Source organism: Bacillus sp. LQ16 (assembly GCF_057784645.1).
On sequence record NZ_CM173491.1, the window covers coordinates 1192541 to 1210242 of the forward strand.

At 37.2% G+C, this 17702-nt stretch carries 17 protein-coding genes; 9 read left to right on the forward strand and 8 right to left on the reverse strand.

Annotation, left to right across the window (positions count from 1 at the left end):
• Nucleotides 1-134 precede the first annotated feature (134 nt).
• The gene (aceB, locus tag AC3EMB_RS06010) at nt 135-1724 is read left to right on the forward strand and encodes a malate synthase A (protein ID WP_053565044.1); all 1590 of its coding nucleotides are present in this window, start codon (nt 135-137) and stop codon (nt 1722-1724) included.
• Between the two features lie 23 nt (nt 1725-1747).
• Complete coding sequence (gene aceA, locus AC3EMB_RS06015) at nt 1748-3025, forward strand: isocitrate lyase (RefSeq protein ID WP_082188049.1); 1278 nt, start codon at nt 1748-1750, stop codon at nt 3023-3025.
• Between the two features lie 108 nt (nt 3026-3133).
• On the opposite strand, the gene AC3EMB_RS06020 is transcribed toward aceA, so the two are convergent.
• On the reverse strand, nt 3134-3925 hold the full coding sequence (locus AC3EMB_RS06020; protein ID WP_366986332.1) for a phosphotransferase: 792 nt from the start codon (nt 3923-3925) through the stop codon (nt 3134-3136).
• Nucleotides 3926-3944: 19 nt separating this feature from the next.
• Nucleotides 3945-4439: a DUF6584 family protein gene (locus AC3EMB_RS06025; RefSeq protein ID WP_098125803.1), complete on the reverse strand. Its 495-nt coding sequence runs from the start codon at nt 4437-4439 to the stop codon at nt 3945-3947.
• A 282-nt stretch (nt 4440-4721) separates the two neighbouring features.
• Between AC3EMB_RS06025 and cspA the strand changes: the two genes are divergently transcribed.
• Complete coding sequence (gene cspA, locus AC3EMB_RS06030; protein ID WP_000301522.1) at nt 4722-4925, forward strand: RNA chaperone/antiterminator CspA; 204 nt, start codon at nt 4722-4724, stop codon at nt 4923-4925.
• A 249-nt stretch (nt 4926-5174) separates the two neighbouring features.
• On the opposite strand, the gene AC3EMB_RS06035 is transcribed toward cspA, so the two are convergent.
• Entirely contained in the window at nt 5175-5327 is a 153-nt protein-coding gene (locus AC3EMB_RS06035) for a hypothetical protein (RefSeq protein ID WP_071740672.1), read from the reverse strand.
• Between the two features lie 347 nt (nt 5328-5674).
• The gene (locus AC3EMB_RS06040) at nt 5675-5860 is read right to left on the reverse strand and encodes a hypothetical protein (protein WP_000391373.1); all 186 of its coding nucleotides are present in this window, start codon (nt 5858-5860) and stop codon (nt 5675-5677) included.
• Nucleotides 5861-6144: 284 nt separating this feature from the next.
• On the opposite strand from AC3EMB_RS06040, the gene AC3EMB_RS06045 reads away from it, so the two are divergent.
• The 6 genes from AC3EMB_RS06045 to AC3EMB_RS06070 all read left to right on the forward strand — a co-directional run bounded on the left by AC3EMB_RS06045 (nt 6145) and on the right by AC3EMB_RS06070 (nt 16031).
• Nucleotides 6145-6726 (forward strand): competence protein ComK, encoded by a 582-nt coding sequence (locus tag AC3EMB_RS06045; protein WP_000444443.1) that lies wholly within the window; start codon nt 6145-6147, stop codon nt 6724-6726.
• A gap of 435 nt (nt 6727-7161) precedes the next feature.
• The gene (locus AC3EMB_RS06050) at nt 7162-7755 is read left to right on the forward strand and encodes a TVP38/TMEM64 family protein (RefSeq protein WP_071714132.1); all 594 of its coding nucleotides are present in this window, start codon (nt 7162-7164) and stop codon (nt 7753-7755) included.
• Between the two features lie 56 nt (nt 7756-7811).
• Nucleotides 7812-8375: a signal peptidase I gene (lepB, locus tag AC3EMB_RS06055; protein ID WP_000751897.1), complete on the forward strand. Its 564-nt coding sequence runs from the start codon at nt 7812-7814 to the stop codon at nt 8373-8375.
• A 116-nt stretch (nt 8376-8491) separates the two neighbouring features.
• Nucleotides 8492-12007, forward strand: coding sequence for a helicase-exonuclease AddAB subunit AddB (gene addB, locus AC3EMB_RS06060; RefSeq protein WP_406651857.1), 3516 nt, complete (start codon nt 8492-8494; stop codon nt 12005-12007).
• The gene (gene addA / locus AC3EMB_RS06065; RefSeq protein WP_488517583.1) at nt 12004-15729 is read left to right on the forward strand and encodes a helicase-exonuclease AddAB subunit AddA; all 3726 of its coding nucleotides are present in this window, start codon (nt 12004-12006) and stop codon (nt 15727-15729) included. Before addB ends, addA begins: the two co-directional genes overlap by 4 nt.
• Nucleotides 15730-15752: 23 nt before the next feature.
• Complete coding sequence (locus AC3EMB_RS06070) at nt 15753-16031, forward strand: RNA polymerase alpha subunit C-terminal domain-containing protein (protein WP_488517584.1); 279 nt, start codon at nt 15753-15755, stop codon at nt 16029-16031.
• A 136-nt stretch (nt 16032-16167) separates the two neighbouring features.
• Here AC3EMB_RS06070 and gerPF read toward each other — a convergent pair whose 3' ends face one another.
• Genes gerPF through gerPC form a run of 4 tightly spaced genes read right to left on the reverse strand, consistent with a single transcriptional unit; the run spans nt 16168 to nt 17643 of the window.
• Nucleotides 16168-16383 carry a spore germination protein GerPF gene (gene gerPF / locus AC3EMB_RS06075; protein ID WP_001141570.1) on the reverse strand — a complete coding sequence of 72 codons (216 nt, stop codon included), beginning with the start codon at nt 16381-16383 and terminating at the stop codon, nt 16168-16170.
• Between the two features lie 42 nt (nt 16384-16425).
• Complete coding sequence (locus AC3EMB_RS06080; RefSeq protein ID WP_095691237.1) at nt 16426-16812, reverse strand: spore germination protein GerPE; 387 nt, start codon at nt 16810-16812, stop codon at nt 16426-16428.
• A 15-nt stretch (nt 16813-16827) separates the two neighbouring features.
• On the reverse strand, nt 16828-17022 hold the full coding sequence (gene gerPD / locus AC3EMB_RS06085) for a spore germination protein GerPD (RefSeq protein ID WP_001052807.1): 195 nt from the start codon (nt 17020-17022) through the stop codon (nt 16828-16830).
• 6 nt (nt 17023-17028) lie between these two features.
• Nucleotides 17029-17643, reverse strand: a complete 615-nt coding sequence (gerPC, locus tag AC3EMB_RS06090) for a spore germination protein GerPC (protein WP_089170592.1) — start codon at nt 17641-17643, stop codon at nt 17029-17031.
• Nucleotides 17644-17702 lie beyond the last annotated feature (59 nt).

Genomic DNA, 17702 nt, shown 5'->3' on the forward strand with positions numbered 1-17702 from the left:
AGCGCGAAAGAATGGCGTTTTGAAAAAAAACGAAATGAATTTTCAAAAAAAACTTCCTTTTCTGAAGATTTGTTATATAATATAAAACATGAAATCAAATCTGTTATAAAACAGTTTAAGAAGGGGATGCTAATATGTCGACGCAAACTTCACGGGTTACACTCGTTGGAGAAATGTTACCAGCGTACAACGAAATATTGACACCTGAGGTGCTTAGTTTTTTGAAGGAACTACATGAGAATTTTAATGAGCGCCGCATAGAACTTTTACAAAAACGTGTAGAAAAACAAAAAAGAATTGATGCAGGGGAGTTTCCGAAGTTTCTAGAAGAAACAAAACACATACGTGAAGCGGATTGGACAATTGCCAAGCTGCCAAAAGACTTAGAGGATCGCCGCGTAGAGATTACTGGACCGGTAGATAGAAAGATGGTCATTAACGCTTTAAATTCAGGAGCGCATCTTTTTATGGCGGATTTTGAAGATTCGAATTCACCAACTTGGGAAAATGCAGTTGAAGGTCAAATCAACTTACGAGATGCAGTAAAGGGAACGATTTCACATAAAAATGATAAAGGGAAAGAATATAGATTAAATGAGAAAACAGCTGTACTCATTGTACGTCCAAGAGGATGGCATTTAGAGGAAAAGCATATGCAAGTTGATGGGAAGAATATGTCGGGTAGCTTAGTAGATTTCGGCTTGTACTTTTTCCATAATGCGAAAGCTCTTTTAGCAAAAGGAAGCGGCCCATACTTTTACTTACCAAAAATGGAAAGTTATTTAGAAGCGAGATTATGGAATGATGTATTCGTATTTGCTCAAAAATATATCGGCATTCCAAATGGAACGATTAAAGCAACTGTGTTACTGGAAACGATTCACGCTTCGTTTGAAATGGATGAAATTTTATATGAGCTAAAAGATCATTCTGCTGGCTTAAACTGCGGAAGATGGGATTATATTTTTAGCTTTTTAAAGAGTTTCCGTAATCATAATAAATTCTTACTACCAGATAGAGCACAAGTCACGATGACGGCGCCATTTATGCGTTCGTATTCTTTGAAAGTAATTCAAACATGTCACCGCCGTAATGCACCAGCAATTGGAGGAATGGCGGCACAAATTCCGATTAAAAATAATCCAGAAGCAAATGAAGCAGCTTTTGAAAAAGTGCGTGCTGATAAGGAACGCGAAGCTTTAGACGGTCATGACGGGACTTGGGTTGCCCACCCTGGACTTGTACCGGTTGCAATGGAAGTGTTTAATCACATTATGAAAACACCAAATCAAATTTTTAGAAAACGTGAAGAAATATGTGTAACAGAAAACGATTTACTAGAGGTACCGGTGGGAACGATTACAGAAGAGGGCCTTCGCATGAATATTAGTGTAGGTATTCAATATATTGCATCTTGGTTAAGCGGACGGGGAGCAGCACCCATTTATAACTTAATGGAAGATGCGGCAACTGCTGAAATTTCAAGAGCACAAGTATGGCAATGGATTCGTCATGAAGGTGGAAAACTAAATGATGGTCGTAATATTACGCTTGAATTAATGGAAGAGCTAAAAGAAGAAGAATTAGCAAAAATAGAAAGAGAGATTGGTAAGGAAGCCTTTAAGAAAGGGAGATTCCAAGAGGCGACAACGTTGTTTACAGATCTCGTTCGAAATGATGAATTCGTACCATTTTTAACATTACCGGGTTATGAAATTTTATAAAAAATGAAAAGGGGATGGAACAAATGAAAAACGAAAGAATCGAGAAGTTACAAGAAAGCTGGGAATTAGATGAGCGTTGGAAAGGGATCACACGTCCATATTCGGCAGAAGATGTAATTCGCCTGCGCGGGTCAATTGATATTGAACATACGTTAGCGCGTCGCGGTGCTGAGAAGCTTTGGACATCGCTTCATACAGAAGACTATATTAACGCACTTGGCGCATTAACAGGAAACCAAGCGATGCAACAAGTAAAAGCTGGGTTACAAGCGATTTACTTAAGTGGTTGGCAAGTAGCAGCTGATGCAAACCTTTCTGGACATATGTATCCAGACCAAAGTTTATATCCAGCGAACAGCGTACCTGCTGTAGTAAAACGAATTAATCAAACGCTTCAACGTGCGGATCAAATTCAGCATATGGAAGGAAGTGATGATACAGACTATTTCGTACCGATTGTAGCAGATGCAGAAGCTGGATTTGGCGGACAATTAAACGTATTCGAACTGATGAAAGGTATGATTGAAGCAGGTGCATCAGGTGTGCATTTTGAAGATCAATTATCTTCAGAGAAAAAATGTGGCCATTTAGGCGGAAAAGTACTACTACCAACGCAAACAGCAGTACGCAATTTAATTTCTGCACGTCTTGCAGCAGATGTAATGGGAGTGCCGACAATTATCGTTGCAAGAACAGATGCGGATGCAGCTGATTTAATTACGAGCGATATCGATCCTGTTGATAAAGCATTTATTACAGGAGAAAGAACACCAGAAGGGTTTTACCGTACGAATGCAGGTCTTGATCAAGCAATTGCGCGCGGTTTAGCGTATGCACCGTACGCAGACCTCGTTTGGTGTGAAACGTCAGAACCAAATTTAGAAGATGCAAAACGATTTGCGGACGCAATTCATAAGGAGCATCCAGGGAAGCTACTTGCATATAACTGCTCACCTTCATTCAACTGGAAACAAAAACTAGATGAAAAAACAATTGCAAGCTTCCAAAAGGAAATCGCATCTTACGGTTACAAGTTCCAATTCGTAACACTTGCTGGATTCCATTCATTAAATTACGGTATGTTTGAACTAGCACGTGGCTATAAAGAGCGCGGCATGGCAGCATACTCTGAACTACAACAAGCAGAATTCGCAGCTGAAAAACACGGCTACTCTGCAACACGTCATCAACGCGAAGTAGGAACAGGTTACTTTGATGAAGTTGCACAAGTGATTACAGGCGGAACTTCATCAACGACAGCGTTAAAAGGATCTACAGAAGAAGCACAGTTTACGAAATAAAAGGAAGGGGCACCTTTTTGAAAGGTGCCCCTTGTTAGTTTGTGAACGATTCGAAAAGAGATATCGATTTATCGGCAAAAATGATACTTCCTTTTCTTTATTACTAAATCAACTCCACTCAGCCTTATGATCACGAATAAACTTCATATCTTGCTCATAATGCTCTAGATGTCCTTCATCAATCATTCTTTGGAAATTCAAGTCGCCTTCTTGCGCTTTTCGTTTCATATATGTACATAACCCTTCTAATCGAAGCAACACCATTCCTAAGTAATCTTCATCCATATTTTTATCATAGGACTGAACGAACAAATTCATTCTCTCTTTAATGCGATCTGCATGTTGCGATGAGTCATAATGAACGGCTTCACCGGATTCTGTATAATACACTCTACTTAAAGGCACACAAGTATAGAGTGTATAAGCGATATCCCATAGTCTTGGACCAGGAGCAGCAACATCGAAATCAATAATCCCTACTGGCTTCTCATTATTAAAAATAATGTTATATATGGCAAAATCATTGTGACATAAAACCTCAATGTTATTTGGAGTGTGATCCATCGGTTTCCAATCATCTAATAACGGAAAATCACTTACAGCATCATGGTAAAGGCGAAGTATCTTTGCGATTTCTTTTAATACATCATTAGATCGCATATATTCTTTTAAAGGATAATTGCCAGCTTCTCCTTCAATAAAGGATAAAATCTCTCTATCCTTTTCATCTACACCTAAAAACTTTGGAGCATAATGAAATCCTTTGTTTTCTAAATGTTGCAATAGCTTATGAATCTTTTCACCGCCCGGCTTTAACTCTCGCCGAACAGTATTTTCAGAACGATATACGTTTGAGACGTTTCCCCCTGTTAGCCTTTCTTCTTTAGCGTAGTTTGACATGTGAAAATTCCCCCTGTGATTAAAAAATCCAATTCCAAATAGTAAATAGACCAACAATGGCAGAAAAGAGAAGGCAAGCAAGGAATGCTAGACAGCCAAAAGGAACTAGCTTATCTTGCCATGTTTCTTTATACTCATAAATTAACTCCTCTGCTACTTTCTTCTGCACTGAAGATAAAGGTTGATCTTTATACAAACCTTTTATATGGTTAGAATCGCCTTTAAACTTTAAAGCACGTGCAATATGATGAGGATTATTTCCCATTGATTTTTCAAATAATAAACATGATTCATGCATAATATCTGTTTTATGCTCCTCTAGATACCAGTAACGTCCAGCCATTTCTGGATATTGTAATGTATAATAAATATCTCCGAGTTTTTTTCGAAGATGTAATTCATTTGGGTATGTAAAGATGAGGCCATGCAATCTATCTCTTGCTTTTCCAAGATTATTATTTTCAATATCCTCTTCAATTCTTTTTAATGTTTTTCTAGGAATTTTATTGGTCATAAACTCCTCCTTATTTGGAATAGAGATAATTATATTTTATAAGAAATACTAAAAATTAGAAATTCTATTTTCGAAAAAGATTGTACATTTTATTTTAATGTGCTATGATGATGTCAGTTGAATAGTTAAATTAAGCAATCCATATGTTATCAAGTGCTGAAAACGAACGAGAAAAAGTATGTGAGAACTAGTTTATGTTTCGTATTTGATAATGTGTGGATTCTTTTTTTAGACAGGAAGACTAAAAAAATTAAATTTGTATTTTCTTAGGAGGAAATAATCATGGCAGTAACAGGACAAGTAAAATGGTTTAACAACGAAAAAGGCTTCGGTTTCATCGAAGTTCCAGGCGAAAACGACGTATTCGTACACTTCTCTGCAATCGAAACTGAAGGTTTCAAATCTCTAGAAGAAGGCCAAAAAGTTAGCTTCGAAATCGAAGAAGGTAACCGTGGACCTCAAGCTAAAAACGTAATCAAACTATAATTTTATAGTTGATGATGGAAAAAAGGATGGCTAATGCCATCCTTTTTTTTGTTGTGGGGAAAGTTTTTTCAGAGCCTGTTTTTATATCTAAATCTCTTTTTCTATGTTACAACGGGTGAAAAATTATCTGGAATGCGTATTAGTTTCTGTAGAGGAATTAGTTCAGCAAGAGCATTTGCTGCGTATGATAGTAAATAACTATAAATTTGTATTCTCTGTTGAAATGGGGAAATCTTTTCCAGATGGACCTTAAGTAACATCTTTTTTGTTAGTGTTGTTGTTGGAATTTTGTACGTTTTGAGATGATGTTTCTAACAGTTGTTCTTGTTCCTTACTAGGGGTATTCAGAGCATCTGAGGGGATGCTATTAACCTGCTGGCTTAATAGATTTTCTTTGTCCATAGTATACAGCTCCTTTTTGGAATTCGATAAAAAGCAATGTAATTATAAATAGCCACTTATATATATTGTGTTTTTGAATGACATTATATACAAAACTTATATTATAAAGTTAACTAATTAACGAATTGTTAGTGATGGATAAAGGTGTACAAATTTGAAGTGTTTAATAAAAATTAAAAGCGAGTAACAAGTACAAATACTTTTTCTCATGTTTTAGATAAGGATCATATTACAAATCAAAAAAGATGTAGAGAACCTTGGAAGAAAATATAGTTTTTTTTAGGGTGAAGAAGAATAAATAAAATGATACTACAAATGTAAAAAGGCATTCCATAAAGGAAGGCCTTTTATTGTTCTTGCCCTGATTTTTTCTTCTCACGTTTTTTACATTCTGGACATTTTGATTTACGAAACGGTTTAGCAAAGAATAGCAGAATGAAGAATAAACCAAATATAATACTAGCTGAGTTTTTCACGATAATGACGCTACTATTTTTCATTTGAATTGATGGTTGGATTTCTTTTTCTTCCATAGTGGCCCTCCATATATTGGATTTATATTTTAATTATAGCAAAGTTAATTGTTTTCATGATGTGAAAATAGGAAGGGATAATAAATATTTATAGGTATTATAAATGCTGTTTTTATAACTTTAAAATTAAATCATTACTATATCGTGATTTTATCATTTAACAAATGTTTGATAAATGATAAGAAAATGTAAAAAAGCGGAACTTGTAAGCTATTTCCTTTTCATAGATGCTAAAATTATATATGCAGCTGCTAATATAAATGGAAAAAAGGAGATAATGGAGTATGGAAAGTAAAGTGGAACGCTATGTCGAAAATTATGTTGTAACGAAAAATACGATGGCCTTACTTCCTGTTATTCTAAGTGAAAAGAAAATTGTTACGCGAGTCGTTGAAATGAATGATTCTTTTTTCGTATTTCAAAAACCTCTAGATATTATAGAAAGAAGTTGCCGCAAGCATGGCTCTAGTTTCTTAGGCAGAAAAGAAGGAACGAAAGAGTTAACTCATATTACACATAAAGCACCGATTGCGATTAGTCCAGCAGATCAACTTTATTTTTTCCCTACCTATTCTTACTCTAGAAAAGAGTGCGCTTGGTTGTCTCATTTTTATATTGAAAGTAATAAAGAATTAAAAGATGGAAATCTTATTATTAGATTTATAAATGGCTTTGCTGTGAAATTAGAGATATCAAAAACTAGTTTTGAAAATCAACAAAATCGTACAGCGAAATTACGTACTGAATATGAAGATCGTAGGAAAAAACAAGGGAATCCTTGTTTTAAAGAGGTTGATAAAAAAGAGGAATCAACATTAAGACCCGCTTATGAGAGTGTGTATTTTGTGAAGGAAGGCGAAGTGTGAAAGGATGGGGGAATCCCCATTCTTTTTTGTTTATCCTGTTATTTGTGGGCAGTAAGACCCCCGCCTCAAAATTCAGCGAAAGCAAAGAAGTTAAGCGGGGGATCAACAAAATCCCCACTGATTAAAGTTTCACCTTATCAGTCTTTGTAGGTAAGGCGATATATTAGAAAAACCGAGTTGTAATTGTTATATTTAGAAAATCACCAGTGTAATTTCATTTACCGATAAAAATCGGAAAACCATCTAAATAACAAAACGAACGACATGTCCTGTCGAATATTGATAGATTATCATAGCTAAATAATGAAGGAATTCTTATGAAAGATATGGAAACTTTAATAAATGCATCTCCATATGTCGTATCTACCATTTCCTCTTTCATATAAGCGATGATACAGTAGGGATAGTATTTAGAGTAAAGGGGTAAAGTGTAGAATGGATTTTCAGACAATCAAAGAGTATTTTTCACCAGAAAATATGGATCATATTGTTGAGAGTTATAAAGCGTTCGGACCACTTCTTGGTATTGGTTTACCGATGATAGAGGCGTTGATTCCAGCATTACCGCTTATCGTATTTGTACTGGCGAATGCTGTTGCATTTGGCTTTTGGCTCGGTTTTCTTTATTCATGGATTGGATCAGTAATGGGTGCATTACTTGTCTTTTTCATCATCCGCCATTTTGGCCGCAGCCGTTTCTTTTCGTTTGTAAATAAGCATGAGAGAGTACGAAAAGCAATGGGGTGGATTGAAAGGAAAGGATTCGCACCGATTTTTGTTATATTTTGTTTTCCGTTTACACCGTCAGCGCTAATAAATGTTGTCGCTGGTTTATCCCGAATTAGTGTAAAACAGTTTGGACTAGCGTTAGCATTCGGAAAACTTGTGATGATTTTTATTTTAACGTATATCGGTCATGATTTAATGTCATTTATCCATAATCCGGTGAAATCAGTCATTGTAGCGATTGGTATTTTTATTTTATGGTATGTCGGTAAGAAAATTGAAGTAAAATTAGAACTACATTAAGAATAGTCTTCTTTGTAAAGGAAAGCTTCAGTATTAAAGGATAAGGGGAGAAGCAGATGAAGAAAACTTTGAAAAAAGAAGGCATAGAGTGGATACGAACAATTTTAATTGGTGTATTATTAGCTGTATTTTTTCGAACGTTTTTCTTTTCAACGTATGTTGTAGAGGGGAAGTCAATGATGCCGACATTGCAAGATGGCAATATGCTAGTTGTAAATAAGGTGAGTTATCAAGTTGGGGACTTGAACAGATTTGACGTTGTGGTGTTTCATGCGAATAAAAAAGAGGACTATGTAAAGCGAATTATCGGTTTACCTGGAGATCATATTGAATATAAGCATGATAAGTTATATATAAATGGACAATTTATTGATGAGCCGTATCTAGAGAAGTATAAGAAAGAGATAAATGGAAGGCAACTAACAGGCGACTTTACATTAGAAGAGTTAACGAAAGAAAAGCTGGTGCCACCCGGGTTTATTTTTGTAGTAGGTGATAACCGGCTCGGGAGCTGGGATAGTAGACACTTTGGCTTTGTAAAAGCTGATACAGTCGTCGGTAAAGTTGATTTGCGATATTGGCCAATTCAAGAGGTACAAACGAATTTTTCAAAAGGTTGATATAATGAAGTAGAAGTATAGAAAAGACAAACAACTCAGTTTGTCTTTTTTCGTGTACTATAATACAATTATAGTAGCAAACTAACGTTCGTTATGTAAGTGAAAGGTGGGGTTACATGTCACTTCGATTTGTGATTGGTAGAGCGGGAAGTGGAAAAAGTACACTTTGTTTACGTGAAGTGCAAGAAGAGTTAAAACAGCGCCCGAGAGGGAAAACAATATTATATCTTGTGCCAGAACAGATGACATTCCAGACGCAGCAGGCGTTAATTGGAAGTGAGGATGTAAGAGGTTCTATTCGGGCACAAGTTTTTAGTTTTTCACGATTAGCGTGGAAGGTGCTGCAAGAAGTTGGCGGAGCGAGTCGTCTTCATATTGATGAAGCTGGTGTACATATGTTACTCCGTAAAATTGTAGAGTCTCGTAAAGATGGATTATCGGTGTTCCAAAAAGCAGCGGAGCAAAATGGTTTCTTTGAACATCTTGGCAGTATGATTGCAGAGTTTAAACGTTACAATGTAACGCCATCTAACGTATATGAAATGTGGCAACAATTAGATGCGCATAGTAGCAGTGCCGAACAAAAGTTACTAGCGAATAAAGTGTATGATTTACAGTTACTATACGATGATTTTGAACGTGCTTTAATTGGAAAATACTTAGATTCAGAAGACTACCTGCAATTGCTAGTGGAAAAGCTTCCGCAGTCTGAATATGTAAATGGTGCGGAAATTTATATAGATGGATTTCATTCATTCTCCCCGCAAGAGTTAGAGATTGTAAGACAGCTTATGATTTGCGGAGCGAGAGTTACGATCACGTTAACGATAGATGAAAAAACGTTAGCACAGCCAGTAAATGAACTCGATTTATTTTATGAAACGACGTTAACGTATGAAAAAATAAAACAAGTAGCGCGTGAAGAGAAAATAGAAATTGAAAAAACAATTCCACTTATGGAACAGCCGCGTTTTCATTCTCCAGCATTAGCGCATTTAGAAGCTCATTATGAAGCGCGTCCGAATGAAAAATTTAACGGTGAAGCGAGTGTAACGATTAGTACAGCTGCGAATTTACGAGCGGAGGTAGAAGGTGTTGCTCGTGAAATTCGTAAACTTGTTGCGGACGAAAAATATCGTTACCGAGATATTGCAGTGCTTCTTCGTAATGGGGAAAGTTATTACGATGTGATGCGAACGTTATTTACAGATTACAATATCCCGCACTTCATCGATGAAAAGCGCCCGATGTCACACCACCCATTGGTAGAATGTATTCGTTCTGCACTCGAGATTATTAGTGGGAATTGGCGTTATGATGCGGTGTTCCGTTGCGTGAAAACAGAGCTTTTATATCCATTAGACGTAAGAAAAGAAGCGATGCGTGAAGAAATGGATGAATTTGAAAATTACTGTTTAGCGTACGGTGTACAAGGAAAGAGATGGACTGCTGAAGATCCATGGATGTATCGCCGTTATCGTTCTCTTGATGATACGAACGGGATGATTACAGACAGTGAACGTGAAATGGAAGAGAAAATAAATAGGCTACGTGACGTTGTAAGAACACCTGTTATTCGCATGCAAAAAAGGTTAAAGCGTGCAGGAACAGTTATGCAAATGTGTGAAGCAGTTTACTTGTTTTTAGAAGAACTGGATGTTCCGAAGAAACTAGAAGAATTACGTATACGTGCAGAAGAAAGTGGAGATTTCTTATTTGCGACAGATCATGAACAAGTATGGGAAGAAGTAATGAGCCTTCTTGATACATTTGTAGAGATGCTTGGGGAAGAGAAAATGTCTCTTTCTATGTTTACTGACGTTATGTCGACAGGTCTTGAGGCACTTCAATTTGCTAACATTCCGCCTTCATTAGACCAAGTGTTAATTGCTAATATTGATCACTCCAGATTATCTGATGTGAGAGCAACGTTTATTATAGGTGTAAATGAGGGTGTCATTCCAGCAGCACCTATGGATGAAGGTATGCTTTCTGATGAGGAAAGAGAAGTTCTTGGTGCGGCAGGGATTGAATTAGCACCAACGACGAGACAAACTTTGTTAGAAGAACAGTTCGTTATGTATCAAATGGTAACGAGAGCATCTGAGAAGTTATACATTTCATGCCCGCTTGCAGATGAAGAAGGAAAGACGTTACTTGCGTCTAGCTTTATTAAGAAAATAAAAAGAATGTTCCCTAATGTGAAAGATTCATTTATTACGAATGACGTAAATGATTTATCACGTTCAGAACAAATTTCATATGTAGCAACGCCAGAAGTAACGTTATCTTACGTTATGCAGCAACTACAAACGTGGAAGCGATACGGATTTGAAGGGAATTTAGACTTTTGGTGGGACGTATATAATTTCTACGTAACTTCAGATGAATGGAAACAAAAAAGTAGCCGCGTCTTATCAAGTTTATTCTACCGAAATCGTGCGAAGAAACTAAGTACAGCAGTAAGTAGAGATTTATACGGAGATATAATTAAAGGAAGCGTCTCTCGTATGGAACTATTTAATCGTTGTGCATACGCTCATTTTGCGCAGCACGGTTTATCGCTTAGAGAGCGTGATATTTTCAAGCTTGATGCGCCAGACATCGGCGAATTATTCCATGCGGCATTAAAGAAAATTGCGGACAAGTTATTGCGTGAAAACCGTACTTGGGCGGATTTATCCATAAAAGAGTGTGAGCATCTTTCTGTTTTAGTAATAGAAGAAATTGCGCCGTTATTACAACGACAAATTTTATTAAGCTCAAACCGTCATTTCTATTTAAAACAAAAACTACAACAAATCATTTTCCGTACGTCAATCATTCTTCGTGAACATGCGAAGTCAAGCGGATTCGTACCAGTTGATTTAGAGGTGCCGTTCGGTATGGGAGGTACAGGGTCACTTCCGCCGATGGAATTCTCATTACCAAATGGTGTGAAGATGGAAGTAGTCGGCCGTATTGACCGTGTTGATAAGGCAGAAGATGAAAACGGGACGTTCTTACGTATTATTGATTATAAATCAAGTTCAAAAGCGTTAGATTTAACGGAAGTGTATTACGGATTAGCACTTCAAATGTTAACGTATTTAGATGTTGTTACTTCGAATGCACAGACGTGGATGAAAAAAGGCCACGCAGCATCACCAGCTGGTGTATTGTATTTCCATATTCATAACCCAATCGTTGAGATGAAAGGTGACGCATCTGAAGCTGAAATTGAAAAAGAAATTTTAAAGAAATTTAAAATGAAAGGACTCGTATTAGGAGATGCTGACGTTGTTCGTTTAATGGATAACAAACTTTCAACAGGAAGCTCAGATATTATTTCTGCTGGCCTGAAAAAAGACGGAAGCTTTAGTGCGCGTTCAAGTATTGCAAGTGAGCAAGAGTTTAACGTACTGCAAAAATATGTACACCATACGTTTGAAAATATCGGAAAAGATATTACAGAAGGTGTTATCGATATTGCTCCTTATAAAATGGGGAATAAAGCAGCATGTACGTTCTGTAACTTCAAATCTGTTTGTCAATTTGATGAGTCACTTGAAGATAATCAGTTCCGATCGTTAAAAGATATGAAAGATAGCGAAGCGATGGAGAAAATAAGAGAGGAGGTTGGCGGAGAATGATAGAAAATTGGCCTAAAAAACCAGAAGGTAGTCAATGGACAGATGACCAGTGGAAAGCTGTTGTAGCGAACGGACGTGATATTTTAGTTGCGGCTGCAGCTGGATCAGGTAAAACAGCAGTATTAGTTGAACGTATTATTAAAAAGATTATTAATGAAGAGAACCCAGTCGATGTCGACCGCCTGCTCGTTGTAACATTTACGAATGCAGCAGCACAAGAGATGAAAAACCGAATCGGAGAAGCGTTAGAAAAGGTATTAATTGATGAACCAGGCTCTCAACACGTAAGAAAGCAGCTGAGCCTATTAAATAAAGCTTCCATTTCAACAATTCACTCATTCTGTTTACAAGTAATTAGAGGATATTACTACATGCTTGATGTTGATCCTCGTTTCCGTATTGCGAATCAAACAGAAAATGAATTGTTAAAAGAAGAAGTGCTAGATGACATATTAGAAGAAGAGTATGGCATCGAAGATAATACGATATTCTTTGAACTCGTTGATCGTTATACGAGTGACCGTAGTGATGATGACTTACAACGTATGATTTTAGCGCTTCATACAGAATCAAGAGCGCATCCAAATCCGGAAAAATGGCTTGATAAATTAGTAGAAGCATATGACGTAGAAGGAAAGACAATTGAGGATTTAGTATATGCTTCTTATTTATTAGAAGATGTGAAATTCCAGCTTGAAACAGCGGAACAGCATATTCGTAAGGCAACTGAACTCGCAATGCTTCCTGACGGTCCAGCGCCTCGCATTGAAACCCTGCAAGCAGATGTAGCTTTACTTGGAACGCTATCATCAGCTGCTCGTGAGTCGTGGACAAGTTTGTATGAAGCGATGCAAAACGTATCATGGCAAACGTTAAAGCGTATTAAGAAAAGTGATTACAATGAAGAGGTTGTAAAACAAGTAGACTCTCTTCGTAATAAAGCGAAAGATGAAGTGAAGAAATTACAGGAAGAGTTATTTAGCCGCAAACCTGAAAGTTGTTTACGAGATTTTCAAGATATGCACCCAGTATTAGAAAAGCTTGTTCAACTTGTAAAAGTATTTACAGAACGTTTCCAAGCGATGAAGCGAGACAAAGGAATGGTCGATTTCACAGATTTAGAGCATTTCTGTTTACAAATTTTAAGTGAACAAAGTGAAAATGGTGAAATGAATCCTTCAGCAGTAGCGCTTCAATATCGTAATAAATTTGCTGAAGTGTTAGTCGATGAATATCAAGATACGAACTTTGTACAGGAATCCATTATTAAATTCGTAACGAAAGATTCTGAGAGTGAAGGAAACTTGTTCATGGTTGGCGACGTAAAGCAGTCAATTTATCGTTTCCGACTAGCCGAACCAGGCTTATTCCTAGGAAAGTATAAACGCTTTACGCAAGAAGGATCGGGCGGCGGAATGAAGATTGACTTAGCGAAAAATTTCCGTAGTCGTCATGAAGTGCTAGCAGGAACGAACTTCATCTTCAAACAAATTATGGGCGAAGAAGTTGGGGAAATCGATTACGATGCTGACGCTGAATTAAAGCTAGGTGCTAGCTATCCAGAAGGTGAAGATGTAGCGGCAGAGCTATTATGTATTCAGCAAACGGAAGAAGAAGTAATGGATGGAGAAGAAGGTGCAGAAGTCGAAAAAGCACAGCTAGAAGCTCGTCTTATGGCGCAGCGTATTAAAGCGATGGTTGATTCAGGTTATGAAGTGTATGATCGTAAAACGGATAGTATGCGCCCTGTACAATACCGTGATTTCGTTATTTTACTCCGCTCGATGCCGTGGGCGCCGCAAATTATGGAAGAGTTAAAATTGCAAGGAATTCCAGTATATGCTGACCTTGCGACTGGTTATTTTGAAGCGACAGAAGTAAATATTATGATGAACGTATTCCGCGTTATTGATAATCCGATGCAAGATATCCCGCTTGCAGCTGTACTTCGTTCACCGATTGTGGGACTAAATGATGAAGACCTTGCGACGCTTCGTGCTCATGGGAAGAAAGGGTCATTTTATGAAGTAATGAGCTCGTTCTTAAAAGGAGCACCGCTTGAAGAGGAGCAAGAACTTCATGATAAATTAGAGTGGTTTTATAATTTACTGCAAGGATGGCGTGAATTTGCCCGTCAACAATCCCTTTCTGATTTAATTTGGAAAGTGTACGGTGAGACAGGTTATTACGACTTCGTTGGCGGTTTACCAGCAGGAAAGCAAAGACAAGCAAACTTACGCGTACTATATGACCGTGCAAGACAATATGAAGCAACATCATTTAGAGGATTATTCCGCTTCTTGCGTTTTATTGAACGTATTTTAGAACGCGGTGATGATATGGGTACGGCAAGAGCTCTCGGTGAACAAGAAGACGTCGTTCGAATTATGACGATTCATAAAAGTAAAGGGCTAGAGTTCCCGGTCGTATTTGTAGCTGGACTCGGTCGTCGTTTTAATACACAAGACTTAATGAAGCGTTTCTTACTGCATAAAGATTTCGGTTTCGGTTCACAATTTATCGATCCGCGTAAACGAATTAAATATACGACATTATCGCAACTTGCAATTAAACGCAAAATGAAAATGGAATTAATCGCGGAAGAAATGCGTGTATTATATGTAGCGTTAACGCGTGCGAAAGAGAAGTTAATTTTAATCGGAACAGTTAAGGATGCAAATAAGGAAATGGAAAAATGGCTTGATGCGAGGGAACATAATGAATGGTTATTACCAGATCACATACGTGCCGGAGCGTCTTGTTATTTAGACTGGATTGCACCTTCATTATATAGGCATCGTGATAGTGAAATGCTTCTTGAATTAGGACAAGGAAGCATTCCGGATGAAATTTACGGGTATGACACTAGCTGGAAAGTAGAAGTTGTGGACGGTAACACGCTACTTGCACCAGAGCCAGTTCAAGAAGAGAAACAAGAATTGTTAGAAGCGCTTCGTGAAAAAAAGGCTGTTCCCCTGCAAAGTGAACGGAAAGAAGAAGTGTACGACAGATTAATGTGGAAGTACGGATATGAGGATGCGACATCTCATCGTGCGAAGCAATCTGTTACAGAAATAAAGAGAAATTATCAATCTGAAGAAGGTAGCGATAACGCCTTTATTAAAAAACTACGTGCACCAATTAAAACACGTCCGCGCTTTATGGAGAAAAAAGGGTTAACGTACGCAGAGCGTGGAACAGCAGTCCATGCCGTTATGCAGCATGTAGATTTGAAGAAACCGATTACGGCCGAAACGCTACATGAACAAATCGCAGGAATGGTAAATAAGGAATTATTAACATTCGAGCAGGCGGAAGAAATAGCAATTGAAAAAGTAATTTCATTCTTTGACAGTGACTTAGGTAAAAGGGTATTAGCGGCAAAAAGTGTAGAGCGTGAAGTACCATTTACGATGATGCTTGCAGCAGAAGAAGCATATCAAGATTGGCAAGGGAAGAGTGAAGAAACGATTCTTGTCCAAGGGGTTATCGACTGCATGATTGAAGAGGAAGATGGCATTACGTTAATCGACTTCAAAACAGATACGATTGAAGGGAAATTCCCAGGCGGATTCGAACAAGCAAAACCAATTTTAGAAGATCGATATAAAGTGCAACTTTCGTTATATGCAAAAGCACTTGAGAAAAGCTTACAACATCCTGTCAAAGAGAAATGTTTATACTTCTTTGATGGGAATCACGTTGTAAATATTGAAGGATAGACGACAGAAAGGGGCTATAAAAAATGACAACGTTAAGAACTTGTGAACAGGGACACGAGTATTATAAAAGTAGCGATTGTCCAACTTGCCCAACCTGTGAGAAAGAGAGAAAACCAAAAGAAGGTTTTCTCTCTCTTCTTTCAGCACCAGCAAGAAGAGCATTAGAGCACCACGGAATTCAAACTGTAGAAGAACTCTCAAAATATAGTGAAAAAGAAATATTAAAACTGCATGGTATGGGACCTGCGTCTTTGCCGAAGCTTAGGAGGGCTTTGGAGGAGAGCGGATTATCATTTAAATAAAATGAAATAGTGCCTCTTCACTCCTTACTTGTTTATACTACTATTTGTGAACAGTAAAGCTCTTGCTGATTAAAATTTCATTCTAATAATTTGAATTAGATAAAAGAAAAAAGTAGGAGAATATCTCCTACTTTTTTTACGCTGTTCCAATCTGATCTTGATCCGCCACATCAGAATCAAACGTATTTGTTGCACTAACGCCGCTAAACGTATTCACAACAAACCCAACATTGGAAGCTCCAGATCCGTTATAGGCTTTCGTGTTTTCTTTCGGAGACACGTTATAAAAATCTCCTAAGTTGAAAGAGCCGTTACTGTTTTGAACGACGAGATTTCCTACAACCGAAGGCATACCATCCACCTACTTTACTAAGCTTTTTAATTACTATATGAATTATTGTGCGGAAGGTTCATCCGTAATATATTGGCGGATTTGCATAATACGAGAGTTATTAAAACCATAATCAACATTTCCAATTTGAAAGCAACCAGAATTTAAAAGTGTCCGCAATTCAACGTTATTCACTTCAATAAAAGGGCATTCATTTACAACATTTAATTTTACATCTGTCGTTCGTTTTGGTATTGTAATGTGTTCATCTGTAAAGATTTCAAAAGCATCAAAGCGACCTTCTCCCCGTATATAACAAGGAATTTCACGGTGGACGGCAATAGCTCTACTTTTTAGTTCCATTTGGTTTGCATCTCCAACTTGAAATACGGCACTAATCCCTAAAGAAATAATAGAAACATTTTGTACAATGGACACATGATGCAACATAATTTCTCAGTCTCCTTAACCTGGAGTAGGAGGGACATCTGTTACTAATGGTACAAATGGCCCCTCTGTAACTGTTTCAAATGGTGTATCGAGAATAGAAGATAGAATGAGGAGATTTGCATCTCCAATTAAAAAGAGTGCGGACGATGATACACCGTTCATTTTAATCTGTCCGACTTTTAACTCACGGTTTACAACGTTAAGGTTCATACATACTTACTCCTTTCGGAAATTTCCAGGTATGTGCTGAATAAAGGAGAGAAAGGCTTTGTCAATATCTTGTTTCATTGCCTGAATAATGATATCTCGTAAATAATCTGGATCTGTTGAAATACCTTCATATGATTGAACTTGTGATAAATAATAAGGGAGTCGATGCTCCATCTGTTTTTTTATGTCATCCACCATCATTTGTCGATACATTTCATCAAGCGGTGTTCTCTCTTCTTGTTCAAAATGTAGAATACGATTATATGCTTCTTCATCTAAGTATCGATGCATTTCTTGAAGGATACCTTGATAAAAGTCTGGGTTTGTTTCGGTTTCAGGATTTACCTTCAATGTTTCTGTATCCACTTGAAAATCTTCAATTTGTTGTCCTTTTGCTGAAAATGGATTTAAACCAATATTTAAAGTACCATTTAAGTTTTCGACTTTTAATTGATCGAATTTGTATTCCACTTTTCCTACAGAAGAGGAGGGGCGATTTTTTAATTCGTTAAGCTCTTCTTGGAGTTGTCGCACTTGATTTTCTAAATTCAGGATGGCTGCTTGTTGTGTTTGAAGAGCTTGTTGAAGTTGGTGTAAGTAAGTATATATATCTTGATTCATTTGTGAAACCTCCTTTTCAATAGGGAGGGTAAAAATATTCCTGCTATATATTTATGACA

Coding starts and splice junctions, on each gene's coding strand:
- AC3EMB_RS06070 (WP_488517584.1), top strand. CDS start 15,753: ATGACAACGTTAAGAACTTGTGAACAGGGACACGAGTATTATAAAAGT.
- addB (WP_406651857.1), top strand. CDS start 8,492: ATGTCACTTCGATTTGTGATTGGTAGAGCGGGAAGTGGAAAAAGTACA.
- AC3EMB_RS06025 (WP_098125803.1), bottom strand. CDS start 4,439: ATGACCAATAAAATTCCTAGAAAAACATTAAAAAGAATTGAAGAGGAT.
- lepB (WP_000751897.1), top strand. CDS start 7,812: ATGAAGAAAACTTTGAAAAAAGAAGGCATAGAGTGGATACGAACAATT.
- aceB (WP_053565044.1), top strand. CDS start 135: ATGTCGACGCAAACTTCACGGGTTACACTCGTTGGAGAAATGTTACCA.
- gerPD (WP_001052807.1), bottom strand. CDS start 17,022: ATGAACCTTAACGTTGTAAACCGTGAGTTAAAAGTCGGACAGATTAAA.
- AC3EMB_RS06020 (WP_366986332.1), bottom strand. CDS start 3,925: ATGTCAAACTACGCTAAAGAAGAAAGGCTAACAGGGGGAAACGTCTCA.
- addA (WP_488517583.1), top strand. CDS start 12,004: ATGATAGAAAATTGGCCTAAAAAACCAGAAGGTAGTCAATGGACAGAT.
- AC3EMB_RS06080 (WP_095691237.1), bottom strand. CDS start 16,812: ATGTTGCATCATGTGTCCATTGTACAAAATGTTTCTATTATTTCTTTA.
- gerPC (WP_089170592.1), bottom strand. CDS start 17,643: ATGAATCAAGATATATATACTTACTTACACCAACTTCAACAAGCTCTT.
- AC3EMB_RS06045 (WP_000444443.1), top strand. CDS start 6,145: ATGGAAAGTAAAGTGGAACGCTATGTCGAAAATTATGTTGTAACGAAA.
- cspA (WP_000301522.1), top strand. CDS start 4,722: ATGGCAGTAACAGGACAAGTAAAATGGTTTAACAACGAAAAAGGCTTC.
- AC3EMB_RS06040 (WP_000391373.1), bottom strand. CDS start 5,860: ATGGAAGAAAAAGAAATCCAACCATCAATTCAAATGAAAAATAGTAGC.
- AC3EMB_RS06050 (WP_071714132.1), top strand. CDS start 7,162: ATGGATTTTCAGACAATCAAAGAGTATTTTTCACCAGAAAATATGGAT.
- aceA (WP_082188049.1), top strand. CDS start 1,748: ATGAAAAACGAAAGAATCGAGAAGTTACAAGAAAGCTGGGAATTAGAT.
- AC3EMB_RS06035 (WP_071740672.1), bottom strand. CDS start 5,327: ATGGACAAAGAAAATCTATTAAGCCAGCAGGTTAATAGCATCCCCTCA.
- gerPF (WP_001141570.1), bottom strand. CDS start 16,383: ATGCCTTCGGTTGTAGGAAATCTCGTCGTTCAAAACAGTAACGGCTCT.